6 protein-coding genes are annotated in these 21,051 nt (G+C 62.1%); 2 read left to right on the top strand and 4 right to left on the bottom strand.

All coding sequences use genetic code 11. From position 1 onward, the window contains the following. Window positions 1-13: 13 nt before the first annotated feature. From gspF to gspD, 3 genes are read right to left on the bottom strand one after another with little or no spacing between them, the layout of a single operon-like run. A complete protein-coding gene (gene gspF / locus BUS12_RS04410) occupies window positions 14-1,231 on the bottom strand; it encodes a type II secretion system inner membrane protein GspF (protein ID WP_074294416.1) in 1,218 nt (405 codons plus the stop codon). A 4-nt stretch (window positions 1,232-1,235) separates the two neighbouring features. Continuing rightward, complete coding sequence (gene gspE, locus BUS12_RS04405; RefSeq protein ID WP_074294415.1) at window positions 1,236-2,873, bottom strand: type II secretion system ATPase GspE; 1,638 nt, start codon at window positions 2,871-2,873, stop codon at window positions 1,236-1,238. Next, window positions 2,870-5,176 (bottom strand): type II secretion system secretin GspD, encoded by a 2,307-nt coding sequence (gene gspD / locus BUS12_RS04400; RefSeq protein ID WP_074297081.1) that lies wholly within the window; start codon window positions 5,174-5,176, stop codon window positions 2,870-2,872. The genes gspE and gspD overlap by 4 nt, the downstream gene beginning before the upstream one ends. A gap of 296 nt (window positions 5,177-5,472) precedes the next feature. Here gspD and BUS12_RS04395 point away from each other — a divergent pair, with 296 nt between their 5' ends. Next, a complete protein-coding gene (locus BUS12_RS04395; RefSeq protein WP_074294414.1) occupies window positions 5,473-6,306 on the top strand; it encodes a hypothetical protein in 834 nt (277 codons plus the stop codon). Window positions 6,307-6,623: 317 nt separating this feature from the next. Further along, window positions 6,624-7,940 carry a substrate-binding domain-containing protein gene (locus BUS12_RS04390; RefSeq protein WP_074294413.1) on the top strand — a complete coding sequence of 439 codons (1,317 nt, stop codon included), beginning with the start codon at window positions 6,624-6,626 and terminating at the stop codon, window positions 7,938-7,940. Window positions 7,941-8,155: 215 nt separating this feature from the next. Here BUS12_RS04390 and BUS12_RS04385 read toward each other — a convergent pair whose 3' ends face one another. Beyond that, on the bottom strand, window positions 8,156-20,842 hold the full coding sequence (locus BUS12_RS04385) for a filamentous haemagglutinin family protein (RefSeq protein ID WP_083640240.1): 12,687 nt from the start codon (window positions 20,840-20,842) through the stop codon (window positions 8,156-8,158). Between the last annotated feature and the right edge of the window lie 209 nt (window positions 20,843-21,051).

Raw genomic sequence — 21,051 nt, 5'->3', positions numbered from 1 at the left:
GCAAGCGGACACGTCACTGCACCAGGTTGTTCAGTTCGATAATCGGCATCATCACCGCCAGCACGATCACCAGCACGACGCCGCCCATCGCGAGAATCAGCAGCGGCTCGAGCAGGCTGGTGAGAAACATCGTCCTGCGTTCGAGCTCGCGGGACTCGCCATCCGAAGCGCGATCGAGCATGCTGGTCACGTCGCCGGTCGCTTCGCCGGAGCGGATCAGGTGCACCAGCACCGGCGGAAACGTCTTCGTGTTGCCCAACGCGCGTGAGAGCGACGTGCCCTCGCGCACTCGCACGATGGCGTCTTCGATGTTGGCGTGCATCGCCCGATTGCTGAGCGTTTCGCCCGCGGCCTGCAAGGCGCGCAGAATCGGCACGCCCGCCGCGCTGAGGATGCCCAGCGTGCTGGCAAAGCGCACGGTGTTGTAGCCGCGCACCAGCTTGCCGAACAGCGGCGCGGTAAGCGCCCAGCGGTCGAATGCGAGCCGCGGCCCCGGCTGGGCAAGCACTTGTCGCACGAGCCATATCACGGCCGCCACGCCTATCAAGGTCGCCCACCACCAGTGCCGGATGTAGCCGGAGAGCGCCAGCATCATCACCGTCAGAAACGGTAACTGCTGCTTGGTGCTGACGAAGACGTTGGCTACCTGCGGCACGACATAACTGAGCAGGAAGGTCACGATGCCGAACGCGATGCAGGTCACCACCGCCGGGTAGGTGAAGGCAAGCATGATCTTCTGCTTGAGTGCGTTGCTCTGTTCGATGTAGTCGGCAAGCCGCGAGAGCACCAGACCGAGCTTGCCGGTGTGTTCACCCGCGGCCACCAGCGCCCGGTAGATTTCGGGGAAATCTTTTGGATGCTGCGACAGCCCGTTGGCAAACGAGTGACCGCCCAGCACCTCGCTGCGGATCGCCGCCATCAGTTCGCGGATATACTCGCGCTCCGACTGTTCGCTCAGGACAGCCAGGGTTTCGTCGAGCGGCAGGCCGGCAATCAGCAGGCTTGCCATCTGGCGCGTGAGAATCGCCTGCTCGCGTTGCGACAGTCGCCTGCCGCCTGCCAGCCGTTGTGTCTGCGAACCGCGCGAGCGCGCGCCCGCCGCTTCGACCACCATGGGCGTCAGGCCCTGCGTGCGTAACGCGGAGCGCGCATTGCGGGCGCTATCGGCATCGAGCACGCCCTTCTTCGTCTTGCCCGCGTGGTCGATCGCTTCGAAACGGAATGCCGGCATCGTTCTATTCTCCCCCCGTCACACGTAGCACTTCTTCGAGCGAGGTGCGCCCGGTTTCGAGCCACCGGTTCGCGTCCTCGCGCAGCGTACGCATGCCCTGCGCGCGCGCCGCCGCGAAAATCTCCGCATCCGCGGCGTTGCGATGGACCAGCGGACGGATGTCGTCGTCCATCAACAGAAGCTCGTAGACGCCGCGCCGTCCTGCATAGCCCGATTGCCCGCAACGCTCGCATCCCACCGGATGCCACTGGGTGCGGCTTTGAGCTTCTGCTCCTTCTGCTCTTTGTGCTTCGCCGTCGTCTTCGACACGCTCTTCCTTGCAAGCAGGGCAAAGCTGCCGCACGAGGCGTTGCGCGAGTATGCCGAGCAGGGAAGATGCCAGCAGATAGGGTTCCACGCCCATGTCCGCGAGACGCGTTACAGCTGATGCGGCATCGTTCGTATGCAGCGTCGCCAGCACGAGGTGACCCGTCAGCGATGCCTGCACGGCGATCTGCGCCGTTTCGAGGTCGCGGATTTCGCCGATCATGATGATGTCCGGGTCCTGCCGCAGAATCGAGCGCAGCGCCCGCGCGAAGGTCATGCCGATGCGCTCGTTGACCTGCGTCTGGCCAATCCCCGACAGATCGTATTCGATCGGGTCTTCGACGGTCATGATGTTGCTCGTCGTGGTTTCGAGTCGCGACATCGACGCATACAGCGTGGTCGTTTTGCCCGAACCGGTTGGCCCGGTCACCAGCACGATGCCGTGCGGGCGCCCGATCAGCTTGTCGAATTTCACGAGCGTGTCCGCGGCCATGCCTAGCGCTGCGAGGTTCAGGCGCGAGGCGTCCTTCTCGAGCAGACGCAGCACGGCGCGCTCGCCGTGTCCGGTCGGCAGGGTTGACACCCGCACGTCCACTGGCCGCCCGCCCACCCGCAGCGTGATCCGGCCATCCTGCGGCAAACGCTTTTCGGCGATGTCGAGCTGCGCCATGATCTTGATCCGCGAGATCAGTGCGCCGTGCAGCGCCTTCTTCGGCCGTACCACGTCGCGCAGCGTACCGTCCACGCGAAAGCGCACCACCGAGGCATTCTCGAACGGCTCGATGTGAATGTCCGACGCCTGTTCGCGCGCCGCCTGCGTGAGCAGCGCGTTGATCATGCGGATGATCGGCGCGTCGTCTTCCGATTCGAGCAGATCCTCGACCTCGGGAATCTCCTGCATTAAGCGGGAGAGATCGACTTCGCCTTCCACTTCACCGACCACCTGCGCCGCGCTGCCATCCTGGCGCGCATAGGCCTGGTTGATCGCCAGCGCGAGTTCGTCGGCCGGCAGACGCACGACGGAAAGCGCGCCGAAATTGCGTGCGACTTCGGCGAGCGCGGCATCGCTGGTGCGCTCGCTGATCCAGACTTCGAGGCCGTCGGCATGCTGGTGCGCCACCAGAATCTGACCGGCGCGCGCAAAGCCGTAAGGCACGAGACGCGCCGCGACTGCAGACGGTGCGATGCGTTCGGTGTGTTCGGTGTGCGAGGCGTGCTCCGCCACGGCGACGTCAGCGGCCACAAACGGCACCGCTGCGGACGGAACCGCCGCAGCATCGGCTCGCGCCACCGCTGACGACGCCAAGCCCGACGGCAACGTAGACAGCGTGCTCACGGCTGCGCTCCAGATGTGGTGTTAGCCGGCGCGACCGTGACCGGGTTGGTCTGAACAGCCGCGCCGTTCGTAGCCGGCAAAGGCGAAGCGGTAGAAGGCCCAACGGTCACAGGATTGGTCTGAACCGCACCACCATTCGTCACCGGCACGGGCGCGCCGCCGGGCTGCTGCCGGCGCATCTGATCCAGATTGAACAGGTTCATCGCGGGCGCGCCGCCCTCGGCCGGGCCGAGCGGCATCGGCGGCACCACCGGATCGTCCTTGTCCTTGATCAGGTTGTTATCCGACTTGTACGCGCCCTGCACACCCTGGATGTAGTCGTAACGGTTCTCCGTGACGGCCCGCGCAGTATCGTTATCGCTGATGATCACGGGACGCAGGAACACCATCAGGTTGGTCTTGTTGCGACTCTTCGATTCCGAGCGAAACAGTTGGCCGATCCACGGAATATCGCCGAGCAGTGGCACCTTGCTGTTGCTGACCTGGTAGTTGTCCTGCATCAGACCACCCAGCACGATGATTTCGCCGTTATCCGCAAGCACGGTCGACTGGAGCGAACGCTTGGTGAACTCGGGACCGGCGGGGAACGCCGTCGCGTTGGTCGTGCCGTTCACGATGGCCGAGTCTTCGGTGTAGAGCTGCAGCTTGAGAACACCACCGGCGGTGATCTGCGGCTTGACGTGCAGCGTCAGCCCGACGTCGACGCGGTCGTAGGTATTGAATGCCGAACTCGAGGTGCCGCTCGTGAGGTTCGAATACGACCCCGTCTGAATCGGCACATTCGTACCGACGACGATCTTGGCATCCTCGTTGTCGAGCGTGATGAGGTTAGGCGTCGACAGCACGTTCGCGTCGGCCGTCTGCGAGAGCGCCTGCAGCAACGCGCCGAGTCCCTGCACCCCGAAAATGTTGTGCACCCAACCGATGTTGAGCCCCTGCTGGAGCCCCTGATTGATGAGCGTCCCGGCGAGGCCGGTGGTGCTCCCGGCCGCCGTCAGGTTGACGATGCTGTTACCCGTGCCCGTCGCGAGATTGGTGCCGGCCAGCAGCGCACCGTTCGCGACCTGCCACTGAATGCCGAGATTGGCGTTGGTGTTCGAGTTCAGCTCCACAATCAGCGCCTCGATATAGACCTGCGCGCGCCGCGCGTCGAGCTGGTCGATCACCACCCGCAGGTTGCGATACACCGGCTCGGGCGCCGTGATGATCAGCGAGTTGGTCGCGGGATCCGCCTGGATCATGCCGCCGCCCTCCCCGCCGCCACGCGCACCTTCAACCAGGCCGCCCTGGGCGCCCGATCCGCTACCCGAGGCCGAACCGGAGGCGCCGGTGCCGCCCGTGCTGCCCGTCCCGCTCGTGCCACTGGGCAGCGGCGGCAAACCCGGCGTACCGGTAGACGAACCGGCCCCGCTGCTTCCGCCTACGCCGCTATTACCCTGACTGAAACTCTGCGAGCTGGACTTGTCGGACTCCTCACCGGAATCGCTCGATTGACCCAGCATGCCGCGCAACACCTTGGCGAGGTCGCTCGCATTGGCGTTCTGGATCCGCACCACATGCATATTGCCGGCCACGCGGGTCGGCGCGTCGAGCTGCGCAATCAACGCCTTCGCTTCCTTGATCCGCCCCGGATCGCTTGCGCGCAGCAGCAACGAGTTCAGACGCGGATCCGCGGTGACCGCCACCTTGAGTGTGGCATCGGTATTGCCGATGCCGCTGGGGTCGAGCATCTTCTGCACGATCGGCGCGAGATCCACAGCACTCTCACGCTCGAGCGGAACCACGGCGACCTGCTGCGACACACCCGAATCGACGCCGGCAATGATCGCGGCGATGCGGCGCACGTTGTCCGCGTAGTCGGTCACGACAAGGGTGTTGTCGTTCGGATAGGCGGCAATGGTGTTGTTCGGGCTGATGAGCGGCCTCAGTATCGGCATCAGGGCCGTGGCCGACTCGTTCTTCAAGCGGAAGACCTGGGTGATGACGACATCGCCGTGCGCCTGCGGCGCATTGCCGACATAGGTAGGCACGCCCTGCAGCTTCGCGTCCGCTTCAGGCACGACCTTGAGGATGCCGTTGTCCTGCAGCAGCGCGAATCCCTGCATGCGCAAAGCCGCTTCGAGCGTCTTCAGCGCCCGCTCCTTGCTGACGGGGTTGTCCGAGACGATGTTGAGCTGTCCCTTGACGCGGGGGTCGACGATGATCGTCGTGTCCGTCGCGGAGCCGATCGCCCTTGCGACCTGACTGATATCGACATTCGAAAAACTCAGATTGACCTGCGCATGCGCAACATGCGCGGTCATGGCGCCAACGGCGAACAATACGCCCACTGCGCGACGGATGCCGGAACAACCAGACCTCGTGGCTTTCATAGGAATGAAATCGCTTTAGACGGATTTTTCGATAACTTAGGCCCACCGTGCGTCAAATGCATGTCGAATTTTAAGTACCATTTTCATATTTTCTGAAATATGCCGGTTGCGTAGTCAAATTAAAGTATACGTACTATCTTTCACGCAAGAGACTTGACCGGTGGATACGATTATCGACATTTAAATCAACTAAAAGCGAAGCCTATGGCGGGACGAAACATTTATAAATGCCTGTCTCTCCGCGCGAGCCGTGGCTCATTACCATGAAAGAGAAGCCGATCCTGACGTACGCGCTGGATGCGACGGACCATCGGCGCGTCACCGCTGAGCAGTGTCTTGACGCTGCCGGCCGCGACGATCCGCTCGAGCACCCGCCGCTGCGCTGCCCCGTGTGTGGCGAAAACGTCCACGCTGCGCACATGCAGGACCGTGCGCATACCGCTCACTTCGTTCACATTGCGGGAGAACGCGCGCAGTGTCCGCTCGTGAACAGCATGCTGCCGGTCACCAGCACGTTCACGACAATCTATCCGTACGACGCGGCGCTCGGGCATCAGCGCCGCAACGAGTTCGCCCAGCACTGGCAACAGCATCTCGCGGAAATCCGCCGGCACGTGCCCAGTTTCAGCGTGGTGAGGCTCACGCACGGCATTGCGCAAGCCGACGTGTTGCACATGTGGTCGTGCCCCACGCTCGCCCAGCAGGACATTCCGTACGTGCTGCTCGTGCTCTCGGCATTCATTGCGCAGAACCCCGGCGCCGCGCACCCTTCGTGGCTTCGTTTTGTGTTCGATGCCTCGGTGCAGAACATTGCCGATCTGCGCCAGCCGCGCAGCGCTGCGCCGCGGCTGTTCCGCCTGCGCTATCGGGCCTCGCACCATTCCATGTTCCCGAACGCCAGCCATCTGCTCGATTGGGCGGAGGTTCCGATGAGCGGCGCGTTCCTGCATGAGACCTTCGCCAGCGTCATGGTGGCGGAGGCGGCGACCTTCGCGCAGTTCATGGATCTGGACGCTCAGGCGAGCAGCCAGCCGGGCGAAAGCCGGCTGTTCGACGATTGAGACCCGATGAGGTCGGCTCCGGCCGGACGAACGGTTAAAAGACGGTGAATAAAAGTACGGACAATTTCATTATCTGACTTTCTATTTTTCGGAAATTTATTCACTGCAAATAAAAATCGCGAATTTTATTCTCATGTTGCGTAACACCGTATGTGAAACGTAATTGTCCGTACCTTCGGTTGCCAAAGCGACTTTAATCTTTCGTAAAAGATTAACTCCCCGGCAGGGAACTCAAATCTATATTTGCTCTGCGGTTCGCCGACGTCGCGGGCTGCACTGGATGCTTTTCTGCCATTCTCAACTTCGAGGGATGTGTCATGAATTTCAACAAGCGTAAATCCTGTATTGCTGCTGCTCTGGTGTTCTCGGCTATTAGCGCATCTTCGGCGATGGCTCAGTCGGTTGTTCTCGGCGGCGGTTCGTCGCTGGTCGGCCCGTCGATCACGACGGAAATCGGCGACTTCGGCGCAGACACGCTCGCGCTGACGTATTTCATCACCAGCTCGGGCACGGGCCAAAACGCCTTCCTGAACGACAACGCGACGTTCTTCAACGCCACGTTGACCGGCTCTGTTGATTACGCCAACAGCGATGCAGCTCTGTCGACGACGCAAATCACGTCTTACGACAACAGCACGTTTGCGACGACGGACAAGGGTGGTCCGCTGATCCAGATTCCCTTCATCACGACGCCGATTACGATCGCCTACGTGAATGGCCCCACGTCGTCGACCGACACGCTCCTGGGACCGCAAACGACCCCGAATCAAACGCACAGCGTCGCGCTGAACGACAGCGATCTGTGCGGCATCTTCTCGGGCGCATTGACCAACTGGCATCAGGTGACCAACCCGGATACGGGTTCCCTGTTCGCGCTCAGCGCACCGATCAAGGTGATCTACCGTTCGGATGGCAGCGGCACGACTGATCTGCTGACGCGCCACCTGGCTCAGGTCTGCACGACCGCCCAAACAGGAGGTATCACCTTCCTGGAAACGCAGACGTTCACGTCCAACTTCCCGAGCGGCTTCCCGACCGGTGCTACTTTCGTCGGCGAAAGCGGCAGCGGCAATGTGAAGGGTGAACTCGTGTCGCTCGCGTCGCAAACGACGTCGGGCAGCCCCAGCGGCGTGGCGTATATCAGCCCGGACTACACCAACACGTTCCTCGCACCGCAGAGCTCGTCGGCTACGGCTACCCAGGCAGTCGCCAGCCTGGTGAACCGCTTCATCACCAACTCCCCGCTGGGCACGGCTGACATCGCTCCGACGTACCAGCAGGCTGATGCTGCTGTGAAGACCGTGGAAACCAGCATTCCGAACACCGCGCTGAAAGCGGCGAACCAGTCGAACTGGGTACCGAATTCCGCCAATCCGACCACGGGTTATCCGGTGTCCGGAACAAGCCAGATCATTCTCAGCGAGTGCTACGCTACCCCTGCCGTCGCCTCCAGCCTGGTGAACTTCCTGACAGACCACTACTCGACCGCGGAGTTTACGTCGGTCGTCAATGGCAACGGCTTTGACGTGCCGACGGCCTATGTGTCGGCGATCACGGCCGACTTCCTGAGCAACACGAGCGGCTTCAATCTCAACATCAACGGCACCGAATGTACGTCCGGCTCGGGCCGCTAATCTGATGCGCACCACATGGCGCTAGCCGCTTCGGTATCGCGCTCCAATCTCCCGCCCCGTAACGTCTCGGGGCGGGAGATTTTTCTTTTGTGCTATTCGCTCACGGTCGTATTGATCGTGGAGGAACTTCACATGAAGATCAGGAATACTGCTCGTGCAGCAGCGTCAAGCATCGCGCAGGTCACCGATCGACCAGCGCGATGCTTTAATGCCTGCTACTTCTGACGCTGCTTGCGCTTGCGTGCCGCGTCCGAATCCGAATCCGACGACGCATCGTCGCCAAACCCTTCGACTTCCACCGAAATCACCCACTGACGCGACGCGATACCCGAAGCATTGTTATTCACCAGGTTCTGAGCGATCTGCGTCACGGCCGAGGTCGCGGCACTCGCTGCCGTCAGCGCACCCGCGTTCGACGCCGGCGGCGTAGGTACACCGGTCTGCTTACCTTGAGTCTGAATATTGGCTGCATTCAGCACCTGCAGCGCCGCCACATTCAGATCACCCGACACGCGTATCCCCGCCGCCCCCGCATCTACAATACCCCGCGGCGCGAGCAGGTTGACGTTACCCACTGCCGCTCCGGGAATGGTCTGCAGCGTGGCAATCCCTGCGCCCGTCACCTCTCCTTTGGCGTCCAGCGTACAGAAGTGATTCGCGTCGCACACGTATTCGGGTGGCGGGACATCCGCCACGGTGGTTGAACCCTTGCCCGCATCGATATTTCCGTTCGAACTCCAGATCGTCATGTTGCCGCCCTGCTCGGTGAACACGCGACTCTGTGCGAGCAACAGACTCTGATCGGTGAAGATGTCGATATCGCCCTGCTCCAGCGTCAGGATGCCCTGCGTGCCGGGACCGGCGTTGGCGGTAGCAGGTGGCGCCGAGGAACTGCCGACCAACGCCTCTCCGCCCGGCCCAAGGATCGAGATATTGCCACCCTGCTGCGTCTGGATCGTCGAGCCGCGAATGTCGAGATTGCCTGTTTGAACCGGTGCGTTCGCTCCGTTGGCCCCGCCTCCAAGATCGTTCGCCGTGTATCCCAATGAAGCAGGGAACAGCGTGTTGATCGCCTGGAAGCCTCTCGCATACTGTTTAAAATACTGACTGGTAGGATCGTTGATCTCGTTCCCGACCTGCGTCAGGATGCTGAAAAAAACCTGCTCGACAAACAGTTGCTGAACATAGGCCGGCAGTGTCTGGAACTGTGCCCACGCTCGCGCGGCGTCCAGCGTACCAAACCGATTCTGCAGTGCGTCCTGTTGGGACTTCAATCCTGTATCCACGACCTGTCCTTCATCGTACTGCTCCATGAAGGCAATCAACGCCTGCGTGGTTCCTGTGATTCCAGGCACCACGCTCGAGGGGTTGATATAGGTTGAGATGAAGTTCGCATCGGCGATGCCTGGCCCAACGCCGAACAATACCTCGACGTTGGCGCTTTCGTGCGGCAACTCCGGATTATTGGCGTTGCCCACGGCGTCGATGCCGGTGGTGGCGGCGTTGCCTGCGACCGGAGAAATGTAACCAGCGTCGGTCACCTGTAGCTGGCTAGTCAAGGGACCAATATTGCGTCCAGCTTCGACGTCAAAATAGCCCGGCCCACCGAGCTGTAGATTCGGCAATACAACAGGGTTGTTGACTAATGGCGTGTCGTAGATATCCCGTCCTGCCACAACGCGCGTAACGTCGTCGTCTCGCAGATTCTGTCCCTCGAACGACAGATTGACGATATCCAGGCCGGCCTCGATCGACGCGGGCTTATCGACCACGACATTAACCAGGTCATCATAGAAGCCGGCGAACTGTGCTCCCGGCGGCTCGAGAAAACCATCCACGATGCTGCCGGTCAGACTGTAGATGCGCGCGGGGACCGGGTCATACTCATGGAGGGGAGTCTGAGCGTGTGCCGCATCGCTATCGCTCGCTGCCGTACCTAGCTCCGGAACGGTCGCGTCAAAATCCGTCGGCGAAGGCATTAACGATGGATCAATGTCGAGCATGCCGAATGCGGTGAGCGATCCGCTCTGGTTCGATAGATTGATCGACTGATCGGCAATCAGGCTGAGATTGCCCGTCACTGACGGATAGAGCTCCCCACCGGACGCCACGGTTATGCCACCAGTAAAAGCCGTCAGATTGACGGTCGCGGGCAGAACGTATGAGAAATCGGGGGCTCCCGTAACGCTACTGCCACCGCCGATAAACCCAATGGCACTCAACGTGCCGAAATCGATATCGCCCGTCGTCGACGAGACGTTCACTGCGGAGGTCGAAGAATACCCTTGAAAATCGGCATGCTGACGATAACTGTTGATCAGCGTATTGCCTTCAACATAAGACGGATCGAGCACGCCACCGATATCGACGCCTTGCCTGGCGCTGATGTCGAGAACCCCATCCTGGGTCGCGAACAATGTGGCCACGGGAGTCATTGATGAACCGTTCAACGTGCTGAAATCCGCAGCAATCTGACCTCCTGCCGTAATTGTCCCTGTGCCTTTCGCCACGAAGTAATCGCCACTGAGTATGTTGCCGGCAGCGCTTACGGTCAGGTTACCCCCGCCGACGGTAACGGGCGTGCCGTTGCTGCTCAGGTACCACGTGGTCGGTAACGACACAGCCAGGTCGGAAATATTGCCACCGGCCGAGACGGAAACGTTGCCCCCCACGCTCATCACGCCCTGATCGAATGCACCGAAATCGATGGAGGTCTGATCAATCGGCAAGTATGTGTTATTACCTCCGATCTGAACCACGGTCGGGGTACCGGTGACCTCCATCCATTGCCACCAGAACTGGCTCAGGCTCTGGCCCGCCTTACCGGTCACGGCACCCGTCGCATCGACGACGTTTTCCATACCCGTGATGTTGTTCTGCGCCACGATAGAGACGTTCCCGGCACCGTCAGGATTGACCGCAGACGTGACAATCAGATCGGGCACCTGGCTCGACGATGATCCAAGGACTATTGAATCGGTGCTGCCAAGCGGCGCCCCCAGTGCAGGTGCACCGGCTGTGTAGATCACCCCCGGTGCGGACATGAGCAACGGCGCAGTTTGTCCCAGCAACGATGTCGGTGTGTCGGTCGGGTCGAACAGCCACACATCGTTCGCCGCCGCCACGCTGATCGAGCCGGTACCCGTGCGTATCATCGTCGGGGCCAGTAACGTCAGATCATTTGGCGTGTTGGGATTGTTGGCGTTGTCGTAGGCGAAATTTCCACTCAATATGACTGAGCCAGACGGAGTGCTGGTGGATGATGCCGAGAAAAGCGCGGCGGCCTGCAAAGCGAGCGGGTTGGCGCTCGCCAGGTTCGCTCCGGCGACGACATTAAACGTGGAACTGTTGCCCTTGTTCAGTGACGCCGTCAGAAGCGGCAGGATATTGCCGGCAGTGGCGACCGGCGACGGCGAGTTCTCGGTTGCGGCCGGAGTAACGGTGATGCTCGTCCCCGGAGGGAGCACGCTGCCGTTGGCAACCGGCAGCGGAGGAGGTTGCACCCACACCAGATTCGGAGCGACGCCGGTGGTCTCAAAGTACGTGATTTCGCTATCGAGATATGTGTTGTAGGTTGCGAGGTATTTCAGGTAGGCAGCTGGGTCATCCGCCGATGGAGCCGGGTTCGTCAGTGTCGGCTGATTGCTGGCAATCGGATTCAACGTCCAGCCAGTCACACGGCCGCTAGCACCAGACAGGTCGAGAATTGCAACTGGGGTGGTCCCGGAAAGGCCGCTAAATGCGCTCTCGGTACCATCGAGCGGCTGAAGCAAATATGCGAGGTATGCGCTGTAGAGGCCGTAGTACTCCTCGGCCTGGCTAGAGGTTTGTGGAACACTGAGACTACTGGCGGGAGCCGCAATGGGTGAGGCGCGACCGTGTTGCAGATAGTATCCGCCGTAGTAGAACCCATTCGAACCAGGGGTATATAACGCCGCATCCTGCGTGTAGAGGTTCGAATAGGCCGGAGCGGTCGCCGTTAAACCCGTACCCGTTGGATTGGCGATCTGGAAGAACCCGTCCGTGAGGCTCGCCTTCACTTCAACATTGTTCTCGGCCCGGAATGTGATGATCGGCGCCTGACCGTCAAAGCGGAATGCCAGGCTAGTGGGCGAGCTTCCTGCACCCAGGTTCCAGTTCGTCAGGATCGAGATATTGCCGCCGTTGATATTGGGATCCGGGTTGTCCAGATCGATACCGGGCGCCACCGCGAAGTTCGCGACGTTCGTCCCCGCAAACTGGTTCGCTACGCTCTGTACGCCTTTTTCCACGAAGCCCATCAGCGTGCCGGGCGTCGTACCGTCCGCCTGGTAACCATAGAACACTTGATGGTTTGTGTCGGCCGCACCACTCGCCGGTGCGAAATAATCGGTCTCCAGATCCAAGGCCAGATCCGCGGCCACCTGAGCGGCTGTTGCGCCCGGTTCGTTCGACAGGCTGGCCGGCGTGGTGCCGTTCGCCGGCGTGTAGGTGATGGTGGTGGTGCCGTCCTGGCTCGTGAACGTACCCGCAACCAGATTGCCACTGCTGTCGTACCAGCCCGCCGGATCGACGATGCCGTCAAAGTGCTGCGCGGCGTTGGTGCTCTGATCGTCGGTACTCCATACTGCATAGGCCGCCAGCGTCGTCGCGCGTGAGCCCTTGATCTGCGCGCCCGGCGCGATCGTCACGTTCACGGTGCCGTCAGTCAGGATCGGTGCGCGGAAGTTCACCGTGCCGCCCGACAGGCCGCCTGCCGTGCCGCCCGAAACGTCAATGAGCGCGTTGTTGCCTACCGTGATGACACCCGAGTCCGCCGGCAGCACGTTCTCATAGCCGTAGTTCGAATTCAGGCTGGTGGTACTGCCGTTACCCGTCGTGCCGATGTTGACGGTGCCACCCTGCTCGGTCGCGCTCGAGCCCGTCGCGATCAGCGAGCCCTGCAGATTGACACCGCTCTTGCCGTACAGGTCGATTATCCCGCCTGCGTTGCCGCTCGCGTCGATCGTGCCGAGAATCTGCACGTTACCGTTGTTCGGGTCCTGCCCTCCTGCCCCACCATCGGCCGTCAGCGAAACCACATGGGCAGTCAGCGTATTGCCCGCCGACAGTGTCAGGTTGCCGGCATTGGTCTGCACCGTGATCGCGTCATTCACCCCGCTCGACGCAAGCTCGTTAGAGAGATTGTCGAGATCGACCGCACCGCCCGTGTTCAACGAGAACGAACCGCCCAGATAACCGCTCGCCGCGTTGCCCTTGATGGTGCCCGCCAGGTTCACCGTCTGATCTGGTGCTGACAGTGTCAAACTGCCCGCCGTCCCGCCACCGTTCGCTCCCGAGAAATTCAGTGTCGACCCCGCTGCGACGTTGACCGAACCCACATCGGACGTCAGGGAAATCGAGCCGGCCGGTACATATTCGGTTATGTCGAAGAACGGAAACGAAAAGCCCGCCGAACTGATGGTCGAACCACTGTTGACGTTCAAATTCCCGCTGGTCGCTTCCATGCTGACATTGCCTGCCGGCGCATCGATGGTCGCACCGTTGACGTTCACCGTGCCGCCAATGAACGAGAATGCGCCGCCTAACGGCTGCAGCGTGAGGGCGGTCCCCCCACCACTGTTCAGATTCAGTGTGCCGGTTGTAGTCAACGTCGAACTCGAACCGGTATCGGCCAGATAGATCGGTGCGTTGAGCGTGACGGGCTGCGCGCCGAAGCCGAAGCTTCCGTTGCCTTGACCGACTATGCCACCCGTTGCGTTAAAGGTTGCGGAACCGAAACCCGCCGTCGTCTTGTCACCCGTGCCGAAGTCGATCTCGCCCGCATTGACCGTGAGCGTGCCTGACCCCATGGTGGCTGTCGGCACGGTTGCCCCGACTTCGTTGGTGAACGCGACTTCCTGCGCATTGATCGTGACCGCTCCGCCATTGCTCGAGAATGAGCCGGCGCTCAAATCGACGTCCTTGCCGAAGGTTGCATCGACCGTGCCGTCAAAGTACATCGTCCCTGTACTGCGCAGGATCACATCCTGAGCGTTTGCCAGTTGCGCGAGTTGCGTCGGCCCGGCTACGAAGCCGGGCAGTGCCGCCGCGGCTGCGCCGGTCTGGCTCGTAAAGCTGATCGCCGAACCGTCGATGGCAATCGTATTGCCCGATAGCGTCGCGGCGGGATCGAAGCTCAGGTTGCCCGATGAATCGAGCGTCAGTGCCTGGCCGCCCGTGAGCGTCGCGCCGGCTCCTACCGTCAGTAAGCCCGTGCCGTTCACGGTGCCCGATCGCGTGACCACCGAATCCGCACCATTCGTGACAATCAGCAAGGCGCCGTCGCTTGTATTCGTGGCGGCATTAGCGCTGATCGTGATCGGCGCATCCTTCGCCGCCGGATAGGCGCCTTGTGCTGCGATCACGCTGCCCGAGTCGACCTGCACAGTGTTCGCCGAAACCAGCATCACCTCGGGCCCGCTCAACGGGTTGGCCGCGTCGTTCGACAACACCACGCTTGTCGCAACCGGATCGATCGTCACGCCGCTGGTCGTCTGGGTGCGGATACCGCCCAACAGAAGACTGCCGGCATCAAGTGCATCGAGTTGCCCCGCGCTGATCTGCAGATAGCCGGGCAAGGCCGCTTCGCCGCTGCCGACAATCTGGATCGCCTGCGAGGCGATATCCACCTCGGCGGGCGCACCACCCGGCGCGGCCGCCGTCTTGAGCGTGCCGCCGAGCGTCAGCCCCTGGGCGGCCGCCAGCACCAGTTGACCGGCATCCATCGGCAGCGGCGGCGTGACATCGCCGGCGCTCGAAGCAAGCGGCGGGAAGAAGCTGTTGGCGCTGGTCAGCGTGTATTGCGAATACTGTTGCCACACAGCGGAGGACTGCACGTCAAACACTGTGGGCGTCGCGCTGTGCGTGCCGGTGAGCGCATTGCCGGTGTAGCCGGCCACCTGCACCGTGCCGTCGGGCAACGTCATGCTCGCCCCCGGCGTGACCGTGCCGCTGCTGCTCGACACCGTCACACGGTACGCACCCGGCAGCGTCGCGTACTCGGCCGGCAGCAGCGTGTAGTAACCGGCGGCCAGACCCGGTACGCCGGACAGGTACACCGAAGTGCCTGTGGCAACATTCAGCGCCGCTTTGCCGACCCCGATGCTGTCGGTGATCGTGCCGACCGTCCCGCTTGTGCCCGTCTGAGGCTGGGTTGTTTGTGCGAACACCGGATCATAGGCAGCCACCGACGACTGGGCGCCGGGCAGGATGGCGTACACATTGGCCGCACCCACATTCACCGGGACGGCCGTGCCGGTCGTCGACGTCGCATAGCTGATGTTGTATTGCGACAGCACGTCGCGAGTACCGCCTGTGCCCGAGACCCACTCTTCGGCCTGCAGGTCGCCGCCACCGGAGAGGTCGACCGTCGCACCCGGATCAAGCGACACGTTGCTGCCGTTGACGCTGACGAACTTGGCGGGCGGTGCCGTAACATCGGGCCCGGCATTCAGGCCGGGAATGGGGTTGAACTGCCATTCCACTCCATCGACCGTTGTGCCGTAAGGAATGATCGTGCCGTCGAGCGACACGGAGGTCACGCTGCCGTTGGCGAGCGAGACCGAATTCGTTGCGACCAGCGGCAGCGCGTTGAACTCGCTCTGTGTCGTCGTATCGGTCGTGTTGCCTACCCCGAAAATCAGGCTGCCCGAGGGCGCACGCACCGTGCCTGCCTGCACGATATCCGTCGCGTCAACCAGCAGCGCGCCGCCCGCCGACAGAGGCACCCCGGACGAACCGTTGCCGAGGAATGTAATGGTCGTCGGCGCCGGAGCGCCGCTCTCGGTCGGTCCGACCGCATCGAGAATAAAGGCGCTGCCCGTGGACGGATACAGGTCTGCGGCCTTGAAGGTCAGATTGCCGGGCGTAAACAGCTCGCCCGGCGCCAAGGCATTCGCTCCGCTCGCGGCCACGTTCGTCGAGCTCAGGCGGATATCGCCGCTGCTCGTGAAGTTGGCCTGCCCAAAGTTGTTCAACTCGAACTGATTTTCCAGATCGATAAACGACGCGTTGACGTTCAGCGTGCTGTCCGCCGCCGCTTCCACCAGCGCGGTTGGAGACGAAGCTGACAGCGTTGTTCCGATGAGCGCCACATACGGGGCATTGATCGTCACAGTGCTGCCGATTGAGGTCGGTGCTGTCGCCCCAGGCTCGTCGCCCAGCAGTGACGCGACGTTAGCCGTTCCCTTCTCCAGGGAGGAGACCTGGGCGGTGCTCAATGCAGTTATCTGCGGGGTATTGATCTCGACCGCATTGGAAAGATTCAGGTCGACATTGCCGGCAAAGGCAACCGGTATTGACGCGCTGTTCCCGAGGATGCCGATCACCAGCGTGCCAATCCCGGAACCCGTCAGCCGATCTGCTGCGAACTGCAGTACACCCGTGGCTTCGCCACCGGCCCCCACCACGCCGGCAATGCTCTGTCCTGGCATGAGGCCGGCAGGGACGAAATTGCCGCTCTGTTGCAGGATCAGGATCTGCGCGCCCGGACTAGACTCGTCAGGGTGTCCAGTCAGAGTAACCGCCGTCGTATCGGGCAAAATGGTCAGCGTACCGCCTTGCGCCTGTGCCGCACCGGGCTGCGCCTGCAAGGTACCGTCGAACATCAGGCCGCTCGCCGCGCCCAGCGTGATCGAACCCGCGTCGCTCCATACCTGCTGCGAAGCATAGCGGCCGTTGGACTGCAGCTCGTCGAAGTTCGCCGACGTGCCCGAGACATCGATCACGGAGCCTGCCTGTGCCACCACATAGCCCGAGTCGTCCGAGATTGTTACGGAACCGCCAGGCAGTACCTTGCCTGTGTCGGGAACGACGGTCTGCAAGCCGTTCTTCACCGGTGCAGCGAGCGGATTAGTAAGCGCCACACCAGCCACGTCGAGTACGGCATTCGGGCCGAGCCAGACCGACTGGCTCGGCGACGTGAAGTCCAACGACAACTGCCCCGGCATCGCAAACCCATTCCCCCCCGAGTCCGCCGAAAGGGTAATCGAGCCGCCCGGCGCGACGATTGAACCTAAAACCGTCACCTGCGCGGGCGAGCCCAGGCCGATACTCGCACCCGCGTCGCCGACGATCGATGCTCCCGCGCCCACGGTCACCCCGCCCGTTACGCCGGCGTAATCGGGGGTGAACTTCGCCTTGTTTTCCCAATCCAAATAGGCGCCGCCAGTCATCACAAGGCTGGTTGCCTGGCGGTGGTAAGGATCAAGCGTTCCGGGCGTTGTCAGGCCGGCTGCCGTGATATCGGCGCCCGTTGCCGTCTGCTGCAAGGCGACGAAATCAGGCAGCAGGTTCTGCTGGGTAAGTTGCACCGTGGCGCCAGGAGCAACCGTCGCGTCGTACAGGGCGTTCAGGATGTATTTGCCAAAACCTTGCTGCGCGAAGAAATCCGTCGGCAGGTAGAGATCGCCAGCCGGTGCCTGAGCCGGATCACCGCCGATCTGAAAACCGGGCGCCTGCAATGTCAGGGTTCCGCCTCCCGCGAATCCCATGCTTTTGATCGTGCCATCCATCACAATCTGGCCGGCCGTCGGCTGGGTGGTGGGCAGATCTGGACCGCCGCCGCCCCCGTAGGAATCGGTCGTATTGGTCGAGTAGGTGATCATCGCAAGACTGCCGCCGGTGCCATCCGGGATGCCGTTCTGCATCAGCATCTGGCCGTTGGACTGGATCTCTCCGCCACTGGAAACATCGACCACGCTTCCCGACTGCAGCACGATCGAGCCCGTCCGGTCGGTCACCACCGTGCCGTTGCTGTTGACCGCGCTCGCCAACCCCGTGGTCAGAGTAATCGTGCCGCCGTTGATGTACTCGCTGTCACCCAGCGTCGTGCCTGGCGCCGCGGCAACGTCGTTGTTGACCCACTGTCCGGCCACACTGAGAACAGCGTCTGGTCCGACAAGAATTCCGCCGCCAGCCGGGTCGCTACCGCCGCCACCGCCAGTCGAAATCGAAATAACGCCGGACGGCGCAATCAGACTGCCCAACACGCTGACGGCCGCGCCGGGACTAACGAACTTGATCGAGCCGCCTGGCTGCACGGCGAGTTGCGTACCTTGCGCGACCACAATGCCGCTGCCCGTGCCGTTCTCCGTGACGCTGACGTTTGCGAATCCGCCGCTATTGAGCGTATTGACCGGCACGACGGTGGTCGCAAGGACGTTCTGCGGATCGGTGCTGGACAAGGTTCCTAGCGCGGCTGAATCCAGCGGCGTATTGGCGGTAAACGCGGTTCCGGTGCTGGATGGGAGGTCGTTCAGTTCCGGCGCGCTCCCCTGCAGGATCACCGTGCCGCTCTCACCTGTGGTGGACGAATTGGGACCCTGTGTCAACGACGCCAGAGCCAGGCTTCCCAGATTGAACGAGCCGCCCGTGGACTGGTCGTTGCCCTGTACCTGCTTCTCACCGCTCAAGGACTGCGCCGTGATATCGCCGTCCAGCACCATCGCCTGCGAAGCGAACACATTCAAGGTGCCCGCGTTGCCGCCCACAATGTAGTCGGACTCGTACGCGCCGCCGCTCAGGAGCGGATTGAACCATTCGTTGGTGATACCCCAGCGCGGGTGACTATCGACAAACTCTCCGGCAATCCCGACATAGGTATCGTAAGGACTCGCCTCGCCGATCGGCACGATTGCTCCGTTTGCGTCGACCAGCCGCGTGGTGTTGACCACGCCGCCGAGGTAATGAATGTAGCCGCCGTTCAGGTTGAGCGACGAGCCGTCAGCCGTCATCACCTGGTTGCCGCTCAGCGTAATCGTGCCGCCGTTGATCAGGAGCTGGTCTACGGTGCGCGGCATCAGGTCGACGGCGCCCGCGAGATTGAGGATGGGACTGCCTACCCACTGCACGCCGTCGCTCGAGGTTCCCGAGAGCGTGCTGTCCACCACGACGCCGCTCAACCCATTCAGGAAGGTGTTACGCAACAGCGGCGAGTTGGCGAGGTCGTTCTCATTGATCGTTCCGACATCGAGCAAGATATCGGAAATCGGCAACTCGACGTTGGCACGTCCCGACACATCGATGATCGCGCCGGTATCCAGATAGATACGTCCCTGCACCGCGGTATCGCCGGGAGGCGTGATGTCCCCTGCGGCGGATGGCGTCAGCGCCACAACTGAAACGGTTGATCCGGGCGCTTCGACGAGCGAGCCGGACTGGAACCACACTGATCCCGCCGTCATTGAAACGCCGCCGGGCGTGAAGGTGCTCTCGCCCGGTGTGGACGTCGCCGTCTCGCCGTCCGTGTCGGGCAACACCGCAGTCACCGATCCAGGGCCGAAAGTCAACTGTCCAGCGCGACTGGTAGGGAGTCCCGTGTTGCTGCCCGTGACGACGCCGCCGCTGCCCGTGTAAGCGGTCCCTGTGGGGGTGTTGGCCACGTACTCGTCGACAGTCGAGATCGAAATGTTGCCGGGCGTGTTGACGCTCGTCGTAACACCGACCACACCATTCTGCGCAACGCTACTGCCCAGCAAGTCGATATTGCCGCGGTCGGCCCGGATGATGCCGGTATTGACTAGCGATCCAGCCGGCGTGATATCGATTGAAGTCGACGTGCCCGTCGGGATCCCCACCCTGCCGCTCAATAGAGGAATCAGCACCTGCGGATTGCTAGTCTCGGGAATCAGGCTGACGCCGATGCCCGCCGCCAGCACGACCTGGCCGGCGGGCGCGACGGTGATGCTGCCGGCATTGTTCACGTTCGGTGCCGCGATCAGCACGAAGCCACCGTCGCTGGCCGAACCATCCGCGCTCGTCGTAATTGACGCGCCTGGCGCGATGGTGATATTGCCAGGCGTCTGAAGCTGGTTCGCCGACGATACCGACACATTGTTGCCGAGTCCCAGTATCTCGTTGGGATTGCCCTTACCCGATGTTGTCGTCGAAGACGTCCCCGCTTCAAGTGCCGCGAGACCGCCGTCGGTCGTACCGGGCAGATTCAGAAACAACTGGTTGCTCGCGACAATTTCCGCCGCGTCCTGCACCAGGTTGCCGGAAACCAGCGGCGCGCCGCCCAAGATCGTCGGGGCGTTCGCAACGATGTAGTCGTCCCTATTGAGCAGGTCCAGCGACGACGCCAGCAGCGAATGCACGTTGACCTGCGAACCCGCGCCGAACAGGATGCCGTTACGGTTGATCACGAGCACCGTGCCTTGGGCCGTGATGTTGCCGAGAATCTGGCTCGGCGCGCCGCTGGGGTCCTCGATGCGGTTAAGAATGATCCAGTTGTTGGCGCCGTTCGATTGCGTGCCGCCCGACTGATCGAAGTTGAGCGTGGTCTGCTTGCCGACGTTCATCGTCTGCCACGTCGCCACCGCGTTCTGCGAGGTTTGCTGAACATTGACGGTGACTGAGCCGTTTGGATTGACCGTCTGTTGCGGCCCGTACGCGTTGACCCACAGCAGCGGACTGCTGATATTGGTGTTCTGGCTGACCAGGACAGTCTGGTTCCCGTTTAACTCCGGCACAAACGTGATGCCCGGCGCCACCTGCAAGCCACCCACTGCCAATCCGTTCGGCACATTCGACGGCGTCGTTGCGCCCGCAGCGGCAGCGGCCTGTTGCGCGGCGATCTGTTGCGCGATGCCTTGTGCGGCAGTGGCGAGGTTACGGATGGACGGCGCACTCGATTGCAGCGCCTGTTGCGGGGACACCCCCACGCCGAGGTTCGCAAGGCCAGGCGTGCCGGCCGCGGCGCGCGCGGTACCGCTCTGCGAACTGATGTTGGAGAGATTGACAAGACCTGCTGCATGCGCCGCACCGGACACAGCACTTGCCGCTACCACCATCGCAATGGCCCGGCATAGCGGGCGAATATCTGATCTGATCGTCTCAGGGAAAGGGCTGGTCTGTTTCTGTGCGCGTCCACGTGCTTTCATCGCCGACTATCCTGGGCAAAGAGGAGATATAACCGCACCCCTCAACGCCCCGAACGTCGTTGTTACGGATACGGCCAGATAGCGACCCCAAGGGCCGCGTTAACTGGCCGCATGTTATTTATCCGGCGTGGCAACCGTATTTCGGATGTTACATACCTTTTGGACTCCAGAATTTGTACGTAGAACTTTTCATATTTCGTATACCTGGA

This window comes from Paraburkholderia phenazinium (assembly GCF_900142845.1).
In the GTDB taxonomy this organism is placed as follows: Bacteria; Pseudomonadota; Gammaproteobacteria; order Burkholderiales; family Burkholderiaceae; genus Paraburkholderia; species Paraburkholderia phenazinium_A.
The sequence above is the reverse complement of the archived record's forward strand: the minus strand, read 5'-3'. Positions and strand labels throughout refer to the sequence as shown.